General features: G+C 61.4%; 18 protein-coding genes. 11 read left to right on the forward strand and 7 right to left on the reverse strand.

The window, feature by feature from the left end:
- Window positions 1-217: 217 nt before the first annotated feature.
- Window positions 218-1,537, reverse strand: a complete 1,320-nt coding sequence (locus ACIOU9_RS06690) for a YjiH family protein (RefSeq protein ID WP_402696360.1) — start codon at window positions 1,535-1,537, stop codon at window positions 218-220.
- A 417-nt stretch (window positions 1,538-1,954) separates the two neighbouring features.
- Here ACIOU9_RS06690 and ACIOU9_RS06695 point away from each other — a divergent pair, with 417 nt between their 5' ends.
- The 4 genes from ACIOU9_RS06695 to ACIOU9_RS06710 all read left to right on the forward strand — a co-directional run bounded on the left by ACIOU9_RS06695 (window position 1,955) and on the right by ACIOU9_RS06710 (window position 7,555).
- Window positions 1,955-2,980 carry a 3-oxoacyl-ACP synthase III gene (locus ACIOU9_RS06695; RefSeq protein ID WP_013348415.1) on the forward strand — a complete coding sequence of 342 codons (1,026 nt, stop codon included), beginning with the start codon at window positions 1,955-1,957 and terminating at the stop codon, window positions 2,978-2,980.
- Window positions 2,977-5,565, forward strand: a complete 2,589-nt coding sequence (locus ACIOU9_RS06700) for an alpha/beta fold hydrolase (RefSeq protein WP_105658217.1) — start codon at window positions 2,977-2,979, stop codon at window positions 5,563-5,565. Before ACIOU9_RS06695 ends, ACIOU9_RS06700 begins: the two co-directional genes overlap by 4 nt.
- Window positions 5,562-6,569 (forward strand): NAD(P)-dependent oxidoreductase, encoded by a 1,008-nt coding sequence (locus ACIOU9_RS06705; RefSeq protein WP_105658218.1) that lies wholly within the window; start codon window positions 5,562-5,564, stop codon window positions 6,567-6,569. Before ACIOU9_RS06700 ends, ACIOU9_RS06705 begins: the two co-directional genes overlap by 4 nt.
- Window positions 6,570-6,694: 125 nt before the next feature.
- Complete coding sequence (locus tag ACIOU9_RS06710) at window positions 6,695-7,555, forward strand: prephenate dehydratase (protein WP_402696362.1); 861 nt, start codon at window positions 6,695-6,697, stop codon at window positions 7,553-7,555.
- Between the two features lie 49 nt (window positions 7,556-7,604).
- Here ACIOU9_RS06710 and ACIOU9_RS06715 read toward each other — a convergent pair whose 3' ends face one another.
- Together ACIOU9_RS06715 and ACIOU9_RS06720 are read right to left on the reverse strand one after the other, a co-directional pair.
- Entirely contained in the window at window positions 7,605-8,279 is a 675-nt protein-coding gene (locus ACIOU9_RS06715; protein WP_102598037.1) for a response regulator, read from the reverse strand.
- 10 nt (window positions 8,280-8,289) lie between these two features.
- Window positions 8,290-9,900 carry a sensor histidine kinase gene (locus ACIOU9_RS06720; RefSeq protein WP_105661847.1) on the reverse strand — a complete coding sequence of 537 codons (1,611 nt, stop codon included), beginning with the start codon at window positions 9,898-9,900 and terminating at the stop codon, window positions 8,290-8,292.
- A gap of 229 nt (window positions 9,901-10,129) precedes the next feature.
- Between ACIOU9_RS06720 and ACIOU9_RS06725 the strand changes: the two genes are divergently transcribed.
- Genes ACIOU9_RS06725 through ACIOU9_RS06740 form a run of 4 tightly spaced genes read left to right on the forward strand, consistent with a single transcriptional unit; the run spans window position 10,130 to window position 13,649 of the window.
- Window positions 10,130-11,143: a tripartite tricarboxylate transporter substrate binding protein gene (locus ACIOU9_RS06725; protein WP_105658221.1), complete on the forward strand. Its 1,014-nt coding sequence runs from the start codon at window positions 10,130-10,132 to the stop codon at window positions 11,141-11,143.
- Window positions 11,140-11,643 carry a tripartite tricarboxylate transporter TctB family protein gene (locus tag ACIOU9_RS06730; protein ID WP_105658222.1) on the forward strand — a complete coding sequence of 168 codons (504 nt, stop codon included), beginning with the start codon at window positions 11,140-11,142 and terminating at the stop codon, window positions 11,641-11,643. The genes ACIOU9_RS06725 and ACIOU9_RS06730 overlap by 4 nt, the downstream gene beginning before the upstream one ends.
- Window positions 11,644-11,664: 21 nt before the next feature.
- A complete protein-coding gene (locus ACIOU9_RS06735; RefSeq protein WP_286134293.1) occupies window positions 11,665-13,251 on the forward strand; it encodes a tripartite tricarboxylate transporter permease in 1,587 nt (528 codons plus the stop codon).
- Entirely contained in the window at window positions 13,248-13,649 is a 402-nt protein-coding gene (locus ACIOU9_RS06740; protein WP_105658224.1) for a universal stress protein, read from the forward strand. Before ACIOU9_RS06735 ends, ACIOU9_RS06740 begins: the two co-directional genes overlap by 4 nt.
- Window positions 13,650-13,718: 69 nt before the next feature.
- Here the strand turns inward: ACIOU9_RS06740 and ACIOU9_RS06745 are convergent, their stop codons facing one another.
- Window positions 13,719-14,117 (reverse strand): DUF4282 domain-containing protein, encoded by a 399-nt coding sequence (locus ACIOU9_RS06745; RefSeq protein WP_105658225.1) that lies wholly within the window; start codon window positions 14,115-14,117, stop codon window positions 13,719-13,721.
- Window positions 14,118-14,296: 179 nt separating this feature from the next.
- On the opposite strand from ACIOU9_RS06745, the gene ACIOU9_RS06750 reads away from it, so the two are divergent.
- Window positions 14,297-15,313, forward strand: a complete 1,017-nt coding sequence (locus ACIOU9_RS06750) for a S66 peptidase family protein (RefSeq protein WP_105658226.1) — start codon at window positions 14,297-14,299, stop codon at window positions 15,311-15,313.
- Window positions 15,314-15,402: 89 nt separating this feature from the next.
- Here the strand turns inward: ACIOU9_RS06750 and ACIOU9_RS06755 are convergent, their stop codons facing one another.
- From ACIOU9_RS06755 to ACIOU9_RS06765, 3 genes are all read right to left on the reverse strand, one after another.
- A complete protein-coding gene (locus tag ACIOU9_RS06755) occupies window positions 15,403-16,500 on the reverse strand; it encodes an alanine--glyoxylate aminotransferase family protein (RefSeq protein WP_105658227.1) in 1,098 nt (365 codons plus the stop codon).
- Window positions 16,501-16,609: 109 nt separating this feature from the next.
- Window positions 16,610-17,317 (reverse strand): phosphonatase-like hydrolase, encoded by a 708-nt coding sequence (locus tag ACIOU9_RS06760; protein WP_402696365.1) that lies wholly within the window; start codon window positions 17,315-17,317, stop codon window positions 16,610-16,612.
- 13 nt (window positions 17,318-17,330) lie between these two features.
- Window positions 17,331-18,089, reverse strand: coding sequence for a GntR family transcriptional regulator (locus ACIOU9_RS06765; protein ID WP_402696646.1), 759 nt, complete (start codon window positions 18,087-18,089; stop codon window positions 17,331-17,333).
- A 168-nt stretch (window positions 18,090-18,257) separates the two neighbouring features.
- On the opposite strand from ACIOU9_RS06765, the gene ACIOU9_RS06770 reads away from it, so the two are divergent.
- Both ACIOU9_RS06770 and ACIOU9_RS06775 read left to right on the forward strand, forming a co-directional pair.
- Window positions 18,258-19,457 (forward strand): TIGR03364 family FAD-dependent oxidoreductase, encoded by a 1,200-nt coding sequence (locus tag ACIOU9_RS06770; RefSeq protein WP_286134287.1) that lies wholly within the window; start codon window positions 18,258-18,260, stop codon window positions 19,455-19,457.
- Between the two features lie 29 nt (window positions 19,458-19,486).
- Window positions 19,487-20,407 carry a phosphate/phosphite/phosphonate ABC transporter substrate-binding protein gene (locus ACIOU9_RS06775; RefSeq protein WP_105658230.1) on the forward strand — a complete coding sequence of 307 codons (921 nt, stop codon included), beginning with the start codon at window positions 19,487-19,489 and terminating at the stop codon, window positions 20,405-20,407.
- Window position 20,408 lies beyond the last annotated feature (1 nt).

Below are 20,408 nucleotides of genomic sequence, written 5' to 3' on the forward strand. Positions count from 1 at the left end.
CATCGGAGCACCTGATTCGTGTAAGTGATTCATTGGAACCTGCTTTCCGTCGTATCGGTTCGACCATTCAACGACGGATCGTCTCCGCCTTGCAACGGCATTCAGGAATCGCAAAGCTGCAACAGTGCCGCGACATGGCGTGGTCGCGTCGAATCGGAAAGCATCACTCGGTTCAACCCATTGGTTTCGCAAGCTGCCGTGCGCCAGCGCAGCCGACCTATAGCAGCATGCGCACGATTGGTGTCGCGATGAGGATGGTCAGGACAACGCGCACGAACCAGATAGCTACCATCTGCGGGATGTTCAGCGGAATCTGCGTCGCCAGGACGCATGGCACCAATGCTGAAAAGAAGATGATTGCAGAGACGCAAACGATGGCGATCACCATGCGCAGCTCGATGGATTCGTGTCCCGCAATGAGGGTTGCTGGAAGGAACATTTCAGCAATGCCGGTAGCCGAAGCCTTGCCAGCCAGCAACGGGTCATCCAGCCCGACGATCCAGGCAAATGGGACAAACAGGTATCCTAGCCAGTCGAAAACTGGAGTGAAGCGGGCAACCACCAGTCCGAGCAATCCGACAGAGAGAATGGACGGCAAAATTGCCATGGCCATTTTCAGCCCATCCCATACGTTGGCGCCGACATTCTTGAGCAGCGATGGCGCTCGCCGCGAGGCTCCCATGGCTTCGCTCCAGGCAACGCGTGCACGATTGCCCGTGACCAGTTTTTCCTTGTCATGTTCCATGCCCAGGTACGTCGTGTCTGGAATCCGGCTCAAAGGCGGAATGCGCACCGAAATGGCGGTCACCGCAAAGGTGACTACCAGCGACAGCCAGAAGTACAGGCTCCAGCGGTCCATCAGGTCCAGCGCCTTGGCAACAATAACCATGAAGCTGGCTGACACCGTGGAAAAACCGGTAGCGATGATGGCAGCTTCGCGACCCGTGTAGCGGCCGCCACGGTACATGCGGTCGGTGATCAGCAGACCCAGCGAGTAGCTTCCCACGAAGGAAGCCACGGCATCCACGGCCGAACGTCCCGGGGTGCGCCAAATTGGACGCATGACCGGTTGGCAGAAGACACCAAGGAACTCCATCAGCCCGTAGCCAACTAGCAAGGCCAAGAAGATGGCACCTACTGGAACGATCAAGCCAACGGGAATGACCAATTTGTCCAGCAGAAAAGGACCCATGTCCGGATCGCTGAGCCACGCCGGGGCAAAGTTGAAGAGCAGCGAACAGCCGACAGCCAGCCCGAAGATGTTCAGGAATGCGAATATGCCACGTACCTTGGATGCCTTCCATCCTCCGGTGACGAAGGGAATAACTGTCCCGCAGACGAGCATCAGCAAGATCATGTACGGAACGACCGGTGCCGCGGCAGTTTGAATCCACGTCACCAAGTGATCCAACGGGATGGTGCTCTTGCCGTTGATGGTGATGGGGAGGAAGAAGAACAAAATACCGATAAGGCTATAGATCACGAATCGCAGAACGACCGGAAGAGTGCTTTGTGCTTCAACGCTTGAAGTTGTCATTGGATACCGCCTTGTCGATGAGGGCGAGGGCATCAGCGTGATTTGATGCGCTATCCATACAACGCGACTCTGGCCCAGCAATGTGACGGGGATCGCTTTTATTGTCCGGAGTTTCAGACTTCGCGCAGATGAGCGCTTCTGCGCGCTTCCTGTGGCTGCGCAGATGGAAGCAGGCCCACAGAACGATCGCCCCCACTTGCCATGATTCTCATAGGACTAGTCTGTAGGATCGATATAGTCTGCATAGGCACTGATTCCAGCTTTCGGCTGAAAAAATGCGCTCAAATAGGTCTTGGCGTCATGCAGGGAATAACCTAGGGAGAACACATACGCAACCGATGGCGCACACCCATCGGCCACGACGTTTCAATGCAGCACGCAGCACATAGATAGTCCAGCAGAAACGAAGGCACCATTTTGAACGGCAATGCCACCTTTAAGCACCACAACGTTGCGCTTTTATCAGTGAACAGCGTCCTCGCACCCGAGGTGGTGAGCTCTGCAGAATTCGACGAGCGACTTGCTCCTAGCCTGAAACGCCTTCGCCTGTCCAAGAAGCTTCTGGAACGAGTTTCCGGGGTCAAGGAACGCCGCTGGTGGTCCGATGGCGTTGAATTCGACGACGCTGCAATTCTTGCCGGCAAGAAGGCGCTGGCCCAGGCCGGTGTCGATGCCAGCGAAATCGGCCTGCTGATCAACACTTCGGTCACCCGCCGCAACTTGGAGCCGTCGGTGGCTTCCAAGGTGCACAACGGCTTGGGCTTGCCATCCTCCGCCATGAATTTCGACGTGGCCAACGCCTGCCTCGGCTTCGTCAACGGCATGAGCCTGGCAGCGAACATGATCGACTCCGGCCAGATCAAGTACGCCCTGATTGTTGCCGGCGAAGATGCCAAGCCAACCCAGGAAACCACTTTCCAGCGGCTGAACGCTGAAACTTCCACGCGCGATGACTACATGCGTGAATTCGCCACGCTGACCTTGGGTTCCGGCGCCGCCGCTGCGGTCATTGGCCCAGCGGATGCGCACCCGGAAGCGCACCGCATCGTCGGCGGCGTATCGCGTGCCGGCACCGAGCACCACGAGCTGTGTGTCGGCGGACCCTCGGGCATGTACACGGACACGAAGGGCTTGCTGGATAACGGCCTCGAACTGGTCGTGGATGCCTGGGATGAAGCCCATCAATCCGGTTGGAATTGGAAGTCCATGGACCGCTACGTGACCCATCAGGTTTCCAAGTCCTACACCAATGCCATTATCAAGGCCGTCGGCCTGGTCAAGGACCGCGTGCCAATCACTTTCTCCAAGTGGGGCAATGTCGGACCGGCTTCCCTGCCCATGACCCTGTCCCAAGAAGCCGACTCGCTGAAGAAGGGCGACCGGGTGCTGTGCATGGGCGTCGGTTCCGGCCTGAACACCGCGATGATGGAGATTGCCTGGTGACCGAGCTTTTCCCCGGTGTAGATGCCATTTATTCGAAGTATCTGGAAGTACCGTCCACGTCGCAGGTGGACTCCCCGGGCACTAGGCACCGGTGGCACGTCCTGGATAACAACGAAGAACTGAAGCAACGCGGAATTGAGCCGGCCGGCACCTTGCTCTGCGTGCACGGCAACCCCACCTGGTCCTACCTCTGGCGCAGCCTGCTGAACCATGTGTCCGAGCACGGGCTGCCGTGGCGAGTGGTGGCAGTGGACCAGCTGGACATGGGCTTCTCCGAGCGCAGCGGCAAGTTCCGCCGCCTGGCCGACCGCGTCAACGATCTCGGCGATCTGACTGGCGCACTGGGGCTGACCGGCAAAATTACCACCGTGGGCCATGACTGGGGCGGCATCATCTCCCTGGGCTGGGCCGTTTCCCACCCGGACCAGCTGGAGAACGTGGTGTTGACCAACACCGCAATCCACCCTGCAGGCTTCGAGCTTCCCGCCGCGCTGAAACTCGCGTCCCATCCCGCGGTGCACGGTTGGGGCACCAAGACTTCCCCTGCCTTCTTGCAGGTAACCCACTCGTTGGCGCAGCCGGCCTTGGCCCCGGATATCCGCAAGGCCTTCATGGCCCCGTACACCAACGCTGAAAAGCGCGAGGGCGTAGCCAACTTTGTCGCCGATATCCCGTTCTCCCAGGATCACCCAAGCCGTCCGGCCTTGGACGAGATCTCGGAAGCAGTGCGCTTCTTGAAGGTCCCGGCCCTGATGCTCTGGGGACCCAAGGACCCGGTCTTCTCCGACCGCTACCTGCGCGATTTGATGTCGCGACTGCCCCACGCCCAGGTACACCGCTTTGAAGGCTCCAGCCATTTGGTGGGCGAAGACAACGATATTGCCACCCCGATCTTCCAGTGGCTTGCCGGCGAGAAGAGTTCCAAGAACACCTCGCGTGCCCAATCCCTGGGCGAATACCGTCCGATGCTTGCCGAACTCGATTCGCGCACCGAGGACCAATCGGCCGCGGTGGTGGACATCAATCCTGCGCGATCGCTGTCCTGGGCCGAACTGGGCCAGCGCGTGAATGCCCTGGCCGCAGGATTGCGCCAGATCGGAGTGCAGGCCGGCGACCGGGTGAACCTGCTGGTTCCACCGGGAATTGAACTGACCACCCTGATCTACGCCTGCCTGCGCCTGGGGGCGGTCATTGTGGTGGCCGATGCCGGCCTTGGCACCAAGGGCATGGGACGAGCCATCAAGGGCGCTGGCCCGAGCTACCTGATTGGCATCGACCGTGCGCTCACCGGTGCGCGGCTGTTCGGCTGGCCGGGAACCAGGATTGCCGCTGGAGACCTGCCTGCTGCGAAGCGCAAGCTGCTGGGGGTAGCCCATACCCTGCCCGAGCTCTATGAAGCCGGCAGCCAGGCCGCTTCCGGGTCCAGGGTTTTCGAGCCATCCGATCCGGATGCCGATGCGGCGGTCCTGTTCACCTCCGGCTCCACCGGTCCGGCCAAGGGAGTGGTGTACACGCATCGCGAACTGGCCGCCATGCGCGATACCCTGCGCGAAACCTACAACCTCAAGGCCGGCTCTGCGCTGGTGGCAGGCTTCGCGCCGTTCGCGCTGCTGGGCCCTGCTTTGGGTGCCACCTCGGTCACCCCGGACATGGACGTCACCGCACCGCGGACCTTGACTGCCGCTGCGTTGGCAGACGCCGCCCTCGCGGTGGATGCAACCACCGTCTTCGCCTCCCCCGCCGCCCTGGCTAATGTCCTGGAAACCCAGGATGCGCTGAACCAGGCTCAGCGGGAAACCTTGGAAGGCGTCTCGCTGATGTTGTCCGCCGGCGCCCCGATTCCCGAGCATCTGCTGGCCAAGGTGCAGGATCTGGTTCCCAATGCCCGGGTCCACACCCCGTACGGCATGACCGAGGCCTTGCCAGTCACCGATATCGACTTGGCCGGCATCCGCGCTGCCGGAGCGGGCAATGGCGTGTGCGTGGGCACCGCAGTCGCCGGAGCCACTGTCGCCATCGCACCGATTGACGCCCTGGGCGTGGCCGGCGACAAGCCGGAATACACCCCGAATGCCACCGGCGAAATCCTGGTCCGCGCCCCGCACGTCAAGGACCGCTACGACCGGCTGTGGATCACCGAACAGCTCAGCGTCTCCATCCCCGGCTGGCATCGCACCGGCGATGTCGGGCATCTGGATGAGCAGGGACGCCTGTGGGTCGAGGGACGCCTTGGCCACGTACTGCGCACCGCCAAGGGCGCGATTACCCCGGTGGCCGCCGAACATGCTGTCGAGTCGGTTGCTGGCGCTGGCCGTGCCGCGCTGGTCGGCGTGGGACCTGACGGAACCCAGGCCGCGGTGGTCGTCATGGAAACGGTGCCCGCGGCCCGCAAATCCGGTCCGGCCGCCAGCGATCTGGCCCGCCAGGTTCGCGCCGCGGTCGCGGCCACCGGCACCGAGGTGGCAGCGGTCCTGGTAGTCCCAAGCCTGCCCACCGATATCCGGCACAACTCCAAGATTGACCGGGCCGCGCTCGCCCACTGGGCTGCCGCGACCCTCGCAGGTGGAAGGATCCGCAATCCGTGAGCCCATCGAAAAATGAAGACGCTGCCCGTCGCGTTCTGGTCACCGGAGCCAGCGGCATGCTGGGTGGCGCTGTAGCCCAGCTATTGCGCGACAAGGGCCACCATGTGCGCACCTTCCAGCGCGGCAGCTCGGCATCAGCCATCGATGAAGTCCGCGGCTCGCTCACGGATCCGCAGGCTGTCGCCGCGGCCGTGGAGTCCATGGACGCGGTCATCCACCTGGCAGCCAAGGTCTCCTTCACCGGTGCATGGGAAGACTTCGCCGCCACCAATATCGCGGGAACCAGCAATCTGCTCGAAGCATCCAAGCGCGCAGGAATCAAGGATTTCGTGTTCGTCTCTTCCCCTTCCGTGGCGCACTTCGGCGATTCGCTGGCGGGCGCCGGTGCTGGCGAGGCCGATCCGGCCAAGGCGCATGGATTCTATGCACGCTCCAAGGCAGCGGCCGAGCTCAATGCCCTGGGCGCCGATTCGCCAGCACTTCGCGTCACCGCCATCCGCCCGCACGTTGTGTGGGGACCCGGCGATACCCAGCTGGTGGAACGCGTCATCCAGCGGGCCAAGGCCGGACGGCTGCCCCTGCTGGACCAGGGCGCAGCACTGATCGACACCACCTATATCGACAATGCCGCTGCGGCGATTGTCCGCGGTCTGGAACGCATGGACCACGCCCACGGGCGAGCCCTGGTGGTCACCAATGGCGAACCTCGGCCGGTGGGCGAGCTGATCGCCGGCATCTGCAAGGCTGGCGGCGCCCCGGCTCCGAAGCTCAACGTTCCGGGCTGGCTGGCCCGTGCGGCCGGTTCGGTGATCGAGAAGTTGTGGTTGGCAGCCGGTTCGCGCAACTTGGTTCATGATGAGCCGCCGATGACCCGTTTCCTGGCCGAGCAGCTGTCTACCGCGCATTGGTTCGACCAGCGCGAAACCCATGAAGTCCTGGACTGGAAACCTGCGGTAGGCATTGACGAGGGCCTGGAGAAGCTGGCGGATCACTACCAGAACTAGTTGGCCGGGAAGGCAGCCGCCGTTTTTGGAGCGCGCGCAGTTGCCTTGGCAGCAGTCCGTGCGTCTTGGCGTCATCTGCTTTCGTGGATTCCTGCCCAGCCATTGCGCTGGGATATCTTGATTCAATGAGCAAGAAGATTTCATACCAGGGCGAAGCCGGCTCCAACTCGAATCTGGCCTGCATGCAACGTTTCCCGGACATGGAAGCCGTGCCTTGTGCCAGCTTCGAGGACGCGTTCGCCATGGTGGAAAACGGTGAAGCGGAGCTGGCGATGATTCCGATAGAGAACTCCATTGCCGGTCGCGTTGCCGATATCCATGTCCTGCTCCCCGAGTCGGAACTGCACATTGTCGGCGAGCACTACCTGCGGATCCGCTTCGACCTTCTCGGACTGCCTGGCAGCACCATCGCGGATGCGGCCGAGGTGCACAGCCACATCCATGCGCTGGGCCAGTGCCGCAAGGTCATACGCCAGCACGGCCTGACCCCGGTGATTGCCGGTGATACTGCAGGTTCGGCCCGCGAAGTGCGCGAATGGAACGATCCTGCCAAGCTCTCGCTCGCTCCGCCCATGGCGGCCGAACTCTACGGCTTGGAGGTGCTGGCTTCCGGTGTCGAGGACGACCAGACGAACACGACCCGCTTCGTAGTGCTCGCCCGCAGGCACGAACTGCCGCACCGTTCCCAGCTCCCCGACTCGGTGATTACCACTTTGGTGTTCCAGGCGCGCAACGTGCCTAGCGCGCTATACAAGGCATTAGGCGGATTTGCCACGAACGGCGTGAATCTCACCCGCATGGAAAGCTACATGGTCGGTTCGTCCTTCGCCGCTACCACCTTCATGGTCGACATCGAGGGCCAGCCCGAAGACCTTCCTGTGCGCTTGGCGTTGGAAGAACTGGAATTCTTCACCTGGGAAATCAAGATCCTCGGCACGTACGCGGCCAGCGAGCATCGCCAACGGGGTTCGGCAGCTTTCGTCTAGGCCTGCCCCGGCTTTCTGCGTCCGGGGGCGGCTGGACGATCCGCTGCCACTACCCCCTCCATGAGTAGCGGCGTTCGGGCCTGCCGACTCCCCCGTAGCGCAGGTTCACCTGAGCCAGGTTTTCCTCTGCCAGGTATTCCAGATACCGGCGAGCGCTCACCCGGGACGTGCCCAGCTTCTGCGCGGTTTCGGTGGCCGATATGGGTTCGGCAGCTTCCTTGACGATGCTCTCAACCAGTTCCATGGTTTCGGCGCTGCAGCCTTTGGGAAGAGGCCGGCGCTTTTGTCCGCCGAGCCCGAAGAGCATGTTCACATCGGCCTGCTGCAATTCCTGGTCCGCTGCTTCGCCCAGCGGCTGGTAGGCCTTCGCGTAGTGCTCCAGCCGTTCGCGCAGGTCATCCCGCGAGAAGGGCTTCATCAGATAGTGGACGATGCCGCCACGAAGCGCGCGGCGCACGGTATCCATTTCCCGCGCCGCGCTGATCACCAGGACATCGAGCTCCGGCTGGACTTCGCGCAGGCGCTGCAAGAGGTCCAGGCCGTTCATGTCCGGCAAATGGATATCGAGCAAGATGAGATCCGGCGAGAGCGCGCCGGCGGCCTTGATCGCGTCACCGGCGGAGTGCGCCACGCCGACCACGGTGAACCCCGGTTCGCTGTTGACGAATCCAGCGTGCACCTTGGCGACCATGAAGTCATCGTCGATCACCAGTACTTTGATCACTTCTTGCTTCCTACTTCCTGAGCGTGGCGGTAAACCGGGCACCTTGTGCATTGGCCGCGGCCAGCTCTCCACCGCGGCGGCGGCAAACCAGGCGGCTGATGGCAAGGCCGAAGCCCCTGCCGCCGGAAACCGCGCTGTCCTTGGTGGAGAAACCTTGGGTGAAGATCTCGTCCATGGCATCTTCCGCGATGCCTTCTCCATTGTCCCTCACGGTGATTCGCACCAGCTCGCTGGTTTCCTCGATCCCGACCTGGATTTCCGGATTGGCAGCCGCAGCGGCCGCGTCCATCGCGTTATCGACGAGATTGCCAATCACGGTGGTCAGATCCCGCGCCAGCTGGTCCTCGCACCTGCCCAAGGTTGAGCTAGGCGCCATCTTCAGGTGCACCCCTCGCTCGGCGGCCACGCTGGACTTGGCAATCAGCAACGCGGCAATCGTGGGTTCGGCGATGCACGCGGAGACGTCCTCGAAGATCTTGCTCCGGCTGAAGCTCACGCCATCGATGAAGCCCACGACCTCGTCGTATTCCCCGAGCTGGATCAACCCGGAAATTGCGTGCAGCTGGTTGGCGAATTCATGGGTCTGCGCCCTGAGCATGTCGGCGGTGGCCTTGCTGTCTCCAAGTTCTTGTTCCAGCAGGGTCAGTTCGGTCTTGTCGCGGAAGGTGGTGACCGATCCCAAATCCCGCCTGGCGGTCTTGACCGGCATCCGGTTGAAGACCAATACCCGCTCGCCGACAAGGAATTGCCGGTCGGGCAGCTCTTGGCTGGTGGTCAGTGCATGGCGGACCTGCGGAACAACATCCAATTCGTCCAGGGTCCTGCCCACGCAGTGACTGGGCAGCTGGAGCAACTCGATGGCGACATCATTGGCCAGCATCACCCGGCTATCCGGCGACACCGAGATGATTCCCTCTTTGACTCCGTGCAGCAGGGCTTCGCGATGCTCGAAAAGCTCTGCAATTTCCCGGGGTTCAAGCCCGCGGGTCTGGTGCTTGACCCGGCGGGCCAGCAAGACTGAGCCGGCGGTCCCCAGCAGCAGGGAAATGACCAGGGTGAACAAGGCGTTGGGAGCGATCTCCTGGATCATCTCGCCGGTGCTGGGATAGCTTTGGCCGGCGCTGACAATGCCGACCATCTTCCCTTCGTCGTCCAGCACCGGAACCTGCGCAATCAATACGTGGTTGCCATTGCGCCAGATTTCCCCGGTCCATCCGCGGCCTTCGGTGACGGCGGATTCAGGGTGCAGTATCGAGGTTCCGACTTCATCCGGGTAGCTGGAGGTGACGACCGTTCCCCGGGGATCGGCAATGGTCACGAATTGGAGACCCGAGGTGCTGCGCACCGATTCGCCCATGGCCGGCAACGCCGAACCCATTTCCGGCTCCGCCTCGGGAAGGAGAACGCGCAGCAGGGGGTTTGCAGCCAGCGATTCGGCGGCCGAGAGGCTGCGGCGCCCCTCGATTTTTTCGAAGTTATTGGTGGCCTGGGTCAGCGATACCGTGATGACCCCTGCCAGCACCACCGCGATAATGAGCAATTGCAGTATCAGGTACTGCCCTGCAAGGGTCAGCTTGCGGCGCGTGTACAGATTAGCGAGCCAGAAACGCACGGCACCCATTGCCTCGCCCCCAATATTCCAGAAATCCACGTTGCACCCGGCAGGTCCTTGCTGGCACCTGCATCCGGGCACTGTGCTACCTTACCGAAGATTCGAATGGTTCAGATCACAATTTCCGGTTACACAATGAACAGTATTTTCTTTGAGTACGCAAGAGTGACCCGGCTCACGATGGCACGTAAGTTGGTATCACTCGCAACCCCGATGAAAGCAAAGAGGCTGAATCCCCATGAAACCCTTCAAGTCGTTCCGTGCGCTGAGCGCGCTGGCAGCTGCCGCTGCACTGGCCCTGACCGCCACTGGCTGCGGCGTGACATCAGAGTCTTCCAGCACTGATGCCGCAGAGTCCAAGGGCCCCATCGCGAACCTCCGCATCATGGTGCCAAACACCCCAGGCGGCGGCTACGACACCACTGCCCGTGTTGCCGCCAAGGTGATGGATGACGCATCGCTGGCCAGCAACCCTGAAGTCTTCAACCTTGCCGGTGCCGGAGGCACCGTCGGCTTGGCCCGCATTGTCAATGAGAAGGGCAATGGCGATCTGGCCATGCTCATGGGCCTGGGCGTGGTGGGTGCAAGCTACACCAACGAAACCGACTCCAAGCTGACCGATACCACCCCGATTGCCAAGCTCATCGAAGAGCCCGGAGCGATCATGGTTTCCAAGGATTCTCCATACAAGAGCATTGACGACTTGGTCAAGGCCTGGAAGGACGACCCAAGCAAGCTCTCGGTCGGCGGCGGCTCCTCCCCTGGCGGCCCGGACCATCTGCTGCCAATGCAGCTGGCCGAAGCCGTGGGCATTGATCCCAAGGACGTGAACTTCGTATCGTACGATGGCGGCGGCGACTTGCTGCCGGCCATCCTGGGCAACAAGCTGGCCTTTGCTGCCTCCGGTGCCGGCGAGTACATGCAGCAGATCGAAGAGGGCTCTGTTCGCGTACTGGCCACCAGCGGCGAAGAGCGCCTGGAAGGCGTAGATGCCCCGACCCTGAAGGAATCGGATATTGATCTGGTGTTCTCCAACTGGCGCGGTCTGGTGGCTCCACCTGAGATTTCCGAAGAGGACAAGGCCAAGTGGGTCAACATGGTCACCGAAATGCATGATTCGGCCGAGTGGAAGGAAGCTCTGGCGACCAACGGCTGGAGCGACGCCTTCATGACCGGCGACGAATTCTCCGCCTTCCTCACCGACCAGGACGAGCGCGTTGCCAGCGTCCTGAAGACCCTGGGCCTGGCGTGAGCGAAGTAGCCACCGCAAAGAAGAAACGCGTCGAACTCCTGTTCGCCGCGTTTCTTCTTATCGTCGGAATCATCGTGTTTGTTGACGCGTCGCAGCTTCATGTGACGTACTCCCAGGCAGACGTTGTAGGTCCCAAGGCCCTGCCCTACGTCGTCTCGGGCATTCTCATTCTTTCGTCCATTGCCTTGGCCATCACCGTCATGCGTGGCAACCTTGCTGCGGGCGAAGAAGGCGAAGACGTGGACCTGAGCCAGCCTTCGGATTGGAAGGTCCTGCTCCCGCTGATCGGCATCTTCGTGCTGAACCTGCTGATCGTGAATTGGGCTGGCTGGGTCATCTCGGGAACCATCATGTTCTTCGGCGCGGCTACCTGCCTGGGTGCGCGGCGCTGGGTATTGACCTTGGTTATTTCACTTGCCTTGGCGCTTGGTTCGTTCTACGGCTTCTATCTGGGCCTGGGCATCAAGCTTCCGGCCGGAATCCTCTCGGGGGTGCTCTAATTGGAAACTCTGGACTTATTGATGGGCGGCTTCGCCGCGGCGCTGACCCCGATTAACCTGCTCTTCGCTTTCGCCGGTGTCATCCTGGGAACCGCTGTAGGAGTGCTCCCGGGCATCGGCCCGGCCATGGCTGTGGCACTGCTGCTGCCATTGACCTTCGGCATGGAAACTTCCAGCGCACTGATCATGTTCGCCGGCATCTACTACGGCGGGATGTATGGCGGGTCAACCACCTCGATCCTGCTCAACACCCCGGGGGAATCGGCAACAGTCATCACAGCCATCGAAGGCCACAAGATGGCCAAGGCCGGCCGTGCGGCACAGGCCTTGGCCACCGCGGCCATTGGATCCTTCGTTGCAGGAACCATCGGTACCGCGCTGCTGGTGACCGTCGCCCCGATCGTCGTGAAGTTCGCGGTGAGCCTTGGCGCACCGAGCTACTTCGCCATCATGGTCCTCGCTTTGGTAACTGTCACCGCAGTCTTGGGCTCTTCCAAGATCCGCGGGTTCGCTTCCCTGGGCTTGGGCTTGGCCATTGGCTTGGTCGGCATGGACCCGGTCTCCGGGCAGCAGCGACTGACTTTCGGCTTCGCGCCCCTGGTGGACGGCATGGACATCGTGGTGGTCGCCGTGGCGATCTTCGCCATTGGCGAGGCGCTGTGGATTGCCGCGCACTTGCGCACCAGCCCGGCCCGCACCATTCCGGTGGGTGCCCCGTGGATGGGCAAGGAAGATTGGAAGCGTTCGTGGAAGCCCTGGCTTCGCGGTACCGCCTTTGGGTTCCCCTTCGGCGCGCTGCCTGCCGGCGGTGCCGAAGTTCCGACCTTCCTGTCCTACGTCACGGAAAAGAAGCTGTCCAAGCATCCTGAGGAGTTCGGCCACGGCGCCATTGAGGGCGTTGCCGGCCCGGAGGCCGCGAACAATGCCTCTGCCGCTGGCACCCTGACTCCAATGCTCGCCTTGGGCTTGCCCACCAATGCCACCGCTGCGGTGATGCTGGCGTTCTTGACCATGAAGGGCATCCAGCCCGGTCCGCTGCTCTTCGAGAATGAACCAGACCTGGTGTGGGCCCTGATTGCCAGCTTGTTCATTGGCAACACGTTGCTGCTGCTGATCAACCTGCCGTTAGCGCCGCTGTGGGCGAAGCTGCTGAAGATCCCGCGCCCCTACCTGTACGCAGGCATCTTGTTCTTCGCAACGCTGGGCGCCTTCTCGGTGAACATGCAGGTAGCTGATCTCTGGCTGCTGCTGCTGATCGGTTTGCTGGGCTTTGCCTTGCGCCGCTTCGGCCTGCCAGTGCTTCCGCTGATCCTTGGTGTCATCATCGGCCCCATGGCCGAAGAACAGCTGCGCAAGACCTTCCAGCTTTCTGCTGGTGAAGTCTCAGGTCTCTGGAGCGAGCCGCTGGCCGTGGGCATCTACGTGCTCATCGCCGTCCTGCTCCTGCTGCCAGTGCTGATCTCCGTTATTCGGCGCAAACGCGGGACAGCGTCTGCCGCCGCCGAGGCCCTGCTGGGCGACGATGCAGCTGGCGGCCCCGAGCCGGAACAGGCGAAGCCTGGCCACGGAAATGAGAACAGCAAGGCTGCTGAAAGGAATGAATCATGACGATCGTAGTGGGCTATATTCCCTCGCCAGAAGGCGAAGCCGCCTTGGAACGAGCCATTCTCGAAGCCAGGCGCAGCGAGGTGCGATTGATCGTAGTGAACTCTTCGAAGGGCGATCAGCTCGTTGACGACAGGCTCATTGACGCGAAGCAGTACCACGAGCTGGAAGCCCGCCTTTCTGATGCCGGCATCGATTTCTGGATTGAGCGCCACACCCAGGGTGCCGATGCGGCAGACCAGATCCTGCATATAGCCCAGGCCCAACGAGCCGAGCTGATCGTGATCGGCCTGCGCAAGCGGACGGCAATGGGCAAGTTCCTCATGGGGAGCAACGCGCAAAGGATTCTGCTCCAGGCCTCCTGCCCGGTGCTGTCGCTCAAAGCGTCCAGCGACTGGTAGTTCTGCACGCTGTTCGCTCAACAACGGCCGATGGCCCGCACCACTGGTGCGGGCCATTGGCCGTTGGACTTACTTCTGGTAAGGGTTGGCTGGCGGAGTGCCGCCGCCATTGGCGGTTGGATCCTGCGGCTGCTGGGGAGCAGGAGGATTACCCGGGTGCGGGCGGTAGCCGCCTTCTGCCGGCGGGATGCCACCGGCCAGACGAACGAGTTCAGTGGTGTTCTCTGCCGTGCGGATCTGTGCCAGCAAGGATTCGAGTCCTGCACGGACCAGGACCAAATAGACCAGGGACACCAAAGGACCCACGATCAGGAGCATGAGGAAGCCGAGCATTACATCAGCCATGAACCCGGAAATCACGATTCCGAGGTAGCCGATCGCCAACAGGACCATGATCAGGATGTAAACGATCTTGATGATCGATGGCGTGATGAATTGTTTGAATTCCAAGTCGAAGAGGGACTTCACCTTATTTGCTTCTTTCTTTAGAGAAATTGCGCTGCCCCGCCCACGTTATCGAATTTCGCAGTATTCTCCCAGTAGCTGGAGCGGAATATCTTCATTTGTTGCAAAAATTTCGCCAACTAGTCGCCTGCGACTGCGTGCGGGTTATTATCCCCTGCCAAGCCAGACCCTAGACTGATTGCATGACAAGCCATGAGAAGCCGACCATCGTCCCAGCCCGATTGCAATCCGGAGACACCATCAGGGCCATCGCGCCATCGTGCTCCCGCGCCTTCGTGATGGAATTCGACAATACGAAGTGGATCACTGAACGCTTCGAGGCCATGGGGCTCAAGCAGGAATTCGGAGATCACGTAGACGAGAACGATGACTTCGACAGCTCGCCGATCCCGTCGCGCGTGGCCGATCTGCACGCCGCATTTGCCGATCCATCTGTCGCCGGAATCATCTCGGTCATTGGCGGCTTCAATGCAAACGAGCTGCTCCCCTACCTCGATTGGGATCTCATTGCCGCCAATCCCAAGGTCTTCTGCGGCTACTCGGATTTCACGGCGCTGGCAAACGCCGTGCATGCCAAGACCGGCCTCGTTACCTATGTCGGCGCGCATTGGTCCAGCTTCGGCATGCGTGATCATTTTGAACCAACCGGACAGTGGTTCCGGACCGCAACCCACGAGCACGCGTGGACCATCGAGCACGCCAGCGAATTCACCGACGATTTGTGGTTCATGGATCAAGACAACAGGTCCGTCCAGGCATCCGGCGGACCGTGGACCCTGAATCAGGGAGCGGCCACGGGCACGGTGATTGGAGGGAATCTGGGCACGCTGCATTTGTTGCAGGGCGGCGAATTCATGCCATCCTTGCACGGGGCGATGCTCTTCATCGAGGAAGACTCCTCCGAAGACATCCACGAAATCGCCCGGAAGCTCGCCTCTTTCCTGCAGTCCCCTGGCGCCGCTGGCCTGACCGGGCTGGCCATTGGGCGTTTCCAGCGGCAATCCGGCATCACCCGTAGCCTGCTGGAGCAAGTCATCGCAAAGCACCCGATCCTGCAGCGCATCCCGGTTGTGGCCAACCTCGATTTCGGCCACACTTCCCCGATGTTCACCTTGCCGATTGGCGGCTACGCCAGGCTTTCGACCGGTGACGATTCGGTGCAGCTGCACTTTGCGCATTCACAAGACCAGCTGGGCTAGCCCAAGGGCCACAGCAAAAAGCGGGACCAGTCCATCTCCTGGTTGGCCCCGCCTTGCTTTGCGCTCAGTAGGCCACGGCCCTCACGGGCTTAGGCCTTGTCGATCGCTTCCTTCAGCGCAGCCAGCAGCAGCGCCACCGAACCCGGATTAGCGTTGGGGCCCATCATGCCGACGCGCCATACGGTGCTCGCGTACTTGCCGACACCGCCGCCGATTTCAATATTGAAGCGGTCGAGCAGGTATCCACGGACCTTCGCCGAATCAACGCCTTCAGGAACGTAGACCGTCGTCAGCTGCGGCAGGCGGTACCCCTCCTGGGCGAATAGCTCCAGGCCCATTTCCTGCAAGCCATCTTGCAGCAAGCCTCCCGCTTCCTGATGGCGGGCGGTGACCGCGTCCAGGCCCTCAGCCAGGATGCGGTCGATGCCGGCTTCCAGCGATGCGACCATCGAGACCGGTGCGGTGTGGTGGTAGGTGCGTTGGCCCCCGGTGGAACCTGTGGCGTAGCCGCCGAGCAAGCCTAGATCCAGATACCAGGATTGGGGCTTCTGGACGCGGCGCTCGAAAGCACGGTCTGAAATGGTAAATGGTGCCAATCCCGGAGCAACGCCGAGGCATTTCTGCGTGCCGGCATAGCCAACGTCAATCCCCCATTCATCAGCCAGCACCGGCATGCCGCCAATGGAGGTCACTGCATCGGTGATCAGCAGTGCATCGCCCTTGATTGCGCCCAGTGCGGCTATATCGGAAACAACTCCGGTACTGGTTTCAGCATGCACGCCGGCAATGACGGTTGGGTTCGGGTGCGCCGCGGCAACGCGTTCGGCATCGATCGGCGTGCCGTATTCATGGTCGACGCGGACTACTTCAGCGCCAGCGCGCGCAGCAACTTCGCACATGCGCTCGCCGAATAAGCCGTTGATCGCGATGACCGCTACGTCGCCTGGGTTGATGGTGTTGACGAAAGCGGCTTCCATGCCAGCTGAGCCCGTGGCGCTCAAAGGCAAGGTACGGGAGTTTCCGGTTCCCCAGAGAGTACGCAAACCATCAGCAACGCGATCCATGCGTGCAATGAACTCCGGATCCAGATGGCCCAGCAGCGGAAGGCCGAGCGCTGCCGTTGCCTCGGGATACGGGTTGCATGGACCCGGTCCGAACAGGTGGCGCTGAAGAACAGTCTTGCTCATGACGACTCTCTTTCATCTCAATGGGATGTTCCAACTAGAGCTCAGCATATCCCGCATCCCAACCCGAAACGAAACATATCTTCCGCATTGCAAAATCACTCGGGTCGAACTACACGGCCGCGGGCTCGATCGCCTTGAGATAATCCGGCAGCTCCGCCACGGATTCGAGGATGGCGGCATGCGGGAACCGGTCCAGCTCTTCGCGGCCCAGCTTCCCGGTCAGCACACCGATCCCATGCACTCCCGCGTGATGCGCGGCCAGCAGGTCGTTGGCGGTGTCGCCTGCGGCAACAACCTTGGCCACATCGCGAATTCCCGTCAGTTCCATCGCTCGATGAATCATGTACGGCGCAGGGCGTCCCGCTGCGGCTTCATCGCCGGCAACCACTGCGTCGAGAAGTTCGCCAGGACCGACCTTCCACCCCAAGCCATCGAGGATGATATCGGCAACATCGCGCGAGAACCCCGTTGTCAATGCGATCTTCTTGCCGCTGGCAGACAAGCGTTCCAGCGCTTGCACGACACCTGGCAATGCGACGGGCGGATTCTCCCGGTAATATCCCAGCAGCAGATCGCGGAAACGGCCAAACTGCACTTGCACCTGCTCGTCGCTGGCAACAGCTCCGCCAAGTTCAATCAGCGCTTTGATCGCTTCCTTCTTCTCGGCGCCCATCCAATGCTGCAGATCCTCCTCCTTGACCTCAACACCGAATTCGCACACCGCATTCTCCAGAGCCCGGTACACATCGGCATGCTCGTCAATGGTCGTTCCAGCCATATCGCAGGCAATGAGTTCAAACATGTCTTCTCGTTTCATCGTGTTTTCCTGTTCAGACAGCAATGCTTCGCACACAGCTCAATGAGGCGCGATGCTCGCTGGTGTTTTCAATGGTGAAGTTGGCCAGATCCGGCAAATACCGATCATCGGAGTACTCAAGTTTCTGCCCCGATTTGGCGGAAGTCACGCGCCGTTCGCGCAGGAGCGGGGCGCCGAGCCGGACACCCAGCAGGTGCGCGTCCAGTTCATCGGCCGCCACCGCGTCGATGGTGTGCTTGCCTCGGTAGAGGTCTACGCCTTGCTCCCGCAGGTACTCGAAAATCGAACCGTCATCCGCATCGAATTCGAAGAGCAGCCGACCGACTTCTTGGGTAAAGCTAGTCCGCTCCAGCATCGCCGGGCTCCCATCGAGCAAGCGCAGGCGCAGGATCTGCACCACCTTGGCACCTTCTTCGAGTTCGAGCTGCTCGGCCACGAGGGCATCGGCCGGGCGCTGCGCCAATTCCCGCGTTTCCTGTCCAGCCTCCAATCCGATGGAGCGCGCCCAATCAGTAAAGGACATGAAGGTGGTAAACGATTGGGATTGCACCTGTTGCGCCACGATTGGCGGCTTGCCTTGTCCCCCCGCAATGAGGCCCTCCGAACGCAACTGGGCGAGCGCATGCCGGACCGTGCCACGCGAGGCATTGGCGCGGGCACAGAGTTCTGCCTCGCTGGGCAGGACATCTCCTTCGTGCCATGTGCCAGCCGCTATTTCCTGCCGCAACCAGGTGGTGAGGGCTTGGTACTTGGGTTGCTTCTTGTTCTCCATCACCTCTTGATCATACAAGTGGTTTTATTGTGAAATCAGCGATTCACAAGACATTCCAGTGAACTGAAAGTGAATAGACGGACCCCATTCTGAACTCTAGGCAAACTTGTTCAAACAAGTGCCATTTCGGGTTGAATCCGCTCATCCCGGGCATGGATGATCACTGTCGTGAGCAACGAAAAAAATTTCCCACAGCCCCGGCCAGTCGCCAACCACGCAGATGTGCTGGTGATCGGCGCCGGCATTGTCGGCCTGGCCCATGCCGCTCGAGCCCTGGACGCCGGCCTCTCGGTAATCGTCATGGAACGTGACCATGAGGCCATCGGCGCATCGGTCCGCAACTTCGGCCACTGCTGCATCACCGCGCAGTCCGGCGAACTCTACGACCTGGCGCAGTCAGGACGTCCCTTGTGGCTTGACTACGCTGAACGCGCTGGCTTCTGGGCCGTTGAATCGGGAGCTGTCGTGGTGGCCTCGACAGAAACGGAATTGCAGGTCCTGCGCGAACTGTCCGCACGCCGCGAAACCGGGCAGGTCGAGATGCTCAACGCGCAGGACATCGCAGAACAGCTCGGACGCGAAAGCACCGAAGGATTCCTCGGCGGCGCGTTCCTGCGTGATGACCTGCGCGTCGATCCGCGCACCACGGTGGCCAAGCTGGCCCAGTGGGTCAACGCCCATGTTGCTGGCAGCGTCCAGTTCAGCACCAGCGCCTTGGGATTCGGTGCCGGCCGACATCGCCGGGCCAGCGTGCAAACTAATCGCGGCGCCTTCGAAGCCGACCAGGTTTTCGTTTGCGTCGGCCACGACGTGGACTACCTCTTCCCGCAGATCGCGCAGGAGCACCAGATCACCCGGTGCGCGCTGCAGATGCTCCGCGCAGAAGCTTCCGAAGACCTGGAATTGAAGCCGGCCGTCCTCACCGCCACCTCCATGCTGCGCTACGAGGCCTTCACCGAAGTGCCAGCAGCCAAGGCCCTGCAGGCTGAAGTTCTCGCCGAGCACCCGGAGCTGCTGGATATCCAGGCGAATGTCATGTTCACCCAAAGGCCCGACGGCACCCTGCTCATGGGAGATTCGCACAGCCACGCCGCAACCCAAGCCCCCTTCCTCAAGGAAGCGACCTCGCAAACATTGCTCTCGGCCATCGGGGGCTACATGAGTGGCACCGAGCTGAAAGTCATTGAACGCTGGCAAGGAATCTATGCCTCCAGCGCTATCGGCCCCTTGCTCATCCGCAATGCCGCCGACGCCATCACCGTCGTCTCCGTGACCGCCGGAGTCGGAATGACCCTGTCCTTCGGCCTGGCCGACAAGAACATCAAAAACCTCGCCAAGCCGGCCATGGCTTCGTCGATCACCGCCTAGCTTAGCTACACCACGCATTGGAGCAAACCATGAAGATCTCTCAGGCATTTAAATTCTCTGCCGTCTCGCTGGGCCTGCTGGCCCTCACCGCTTGCGGGTCCGCCCAGGCGGATGAGCAGGCCGACTCCGCTGCCCCCGCGTTCTGCGCCGATGGGCCCATCAATTTCGGCATCGAGCCCTACGAAGCACCAGCCAAGCTCGAACCGGCGTACGGCGTGCTCGCCGACGCATTGGAGCGCGAGCTCGGATGCGAAGTCGAGGTCCAAGTTGTCGAGGACTACGCCGCAGAGGTACTGGCAATGCGCAATGGAAAACTGGATCTAGGCCAGTTCGGTCCCGTGGGTTACGTGTTCGCCAGCCAGCAGGCCGGCGCTGAACCGCTCGTGTCCTTCGGGACCGCCCAAGGCGAGCTCAGCACCTACACCGGTGGCATCTGGGTTGCGAAGGATTCAGAAATCAAGACCCTCGAAGACCTGCGCGGAAAGGACTTCGCACTTGGCGGCGTGGGCTCAACCTCCGGAGATGTCCTGCCGCGCTACGCGCTGAAGACTGCCGGCATTGCCGAGTCCGAAGTCAACTTGAACTACGCAGGAGGGCATCCTGAATCACTGCTGGCCCTGGCCAACGGAACTGTCGACGCCGCCCAGCTCAACTCGCAGACCCAGGCGGTTGCCGAAGAAGAAGGTACCTTCAACCCGGAAGACTACCGCCAGATCTGGACCTCGGAACCCATCCCGAATGACCCGATCACCATCAGCGCCGATGCCGACCCGGAACTGAAGAAAGCCGTTAAGCACGCGCTGCTGAACCTGCCGGAGGAAGATATCGCCCAGGTAGGAGCTTTCCTGGATGTGACCCCTCCGGGCCCATTGCTGGAAGTCACCAAGGAAACCTACGGCCCGCTGTTCGACCTGGCTTCCGAAATGGGCCTCACCGAGGACGATATCTAAC

It is taken from the genome of Glutamicibacter sp. NPDC087583 (assembly GCF_044743685.1).
GTDB lineage: Bacteria > Actinomycetota > Actinomycetes > Actinomycetales > Micrococcaceae > Glutamicibacter.

What these genes read in the sequence shown, in the direction of transcription:
- ACIOU9_RS06720 (WP_105661847.1), bottom strand. Translation starts at nt 9,900, where the DNA reads ATGGGTGCCGTGCGTTTCTGGCTCGCTAATCTGTACACGCGCCGCAAG.
- ACIOU9_RS06725 (WP_105658221.1), top strand. Translation starts at nt 10,130, where the DNA reads ATGAAACCCTTCAAGTCGTTCCGTGCGCTGAGCGCGCTGGCAGCTGCC.
- ACIOU9_RS06735 (WP_286134293.1), top strand. Translation starts at nt 11,665, where the DNA reads ATGGGCGGCTTCGCCGCGGCGCTGACCCCGATTAACCTGCTCTTCGCT.
- ACIOU9_RS06775 (WP_105658230.1), top strand. Translation starts at nt 19,487, where the DNA reads ATGAAGATCTCTCAGGCATTTAAATTCTCTGCCGTCTCGCTGGGCCTG.
- ACIOU9_RS06750 (WP_105658226.1), top strand. Translation starts at nt 14,297, where the DNA reads ATGACAAGCCATGAGAAGCCGACCATCGTCCCAGCCCGATTGCAATCC.
- ACIOU9_RS06740 (WP_105658224.1), top strand. Translation starts at nt 13,248, where the DNA reads ATGACGATCGTAGTGGGCTATATTCCCTCGCCAGAAGGCGAAGCCGCC.
- ACIOU9_RS06755 (WP_105658227.1), bottom strand. Translation starts at nt 16,500, where the DNA reads ATGAGCAAGACTGTTCTTCAGCGCCACCTGTTCGGACCGGGTCCATGC.
- ACIOU9_RS06760 (WP_402696365.1), bottom strand. Translation starts at nt 17,317, where the DNA reads ATGAAACGAGAAGACATGTTTGAACTCATTGCCTGCGATATGGCTGGA.
- ACIOU9_RS06765 (WP_402696646.1), bottom strand. Translation starts at nt 18,089, where the DNA reads ATGGAGAACAAGAAGCAACCCAAGTACCAAGCCCTCACCACCTGGTTG.
- ACIOU9_RS06690 (WP_402696360.1), bottom strand. Translation starts at nt 1,537, where the DNA reads ATGACAACTTCAAGCGTTGAAGCACAAAGCACTCTTCCGGTCGTTCTG.
- ACIOU9_RS06710 (WP_402696362.1), top strand. Translation starts at nt 6,695, where the DNA reads ATGAGCAAGAAGATTTCATACCAGGGCGAAGCCGGCTCCAACTCGAAT.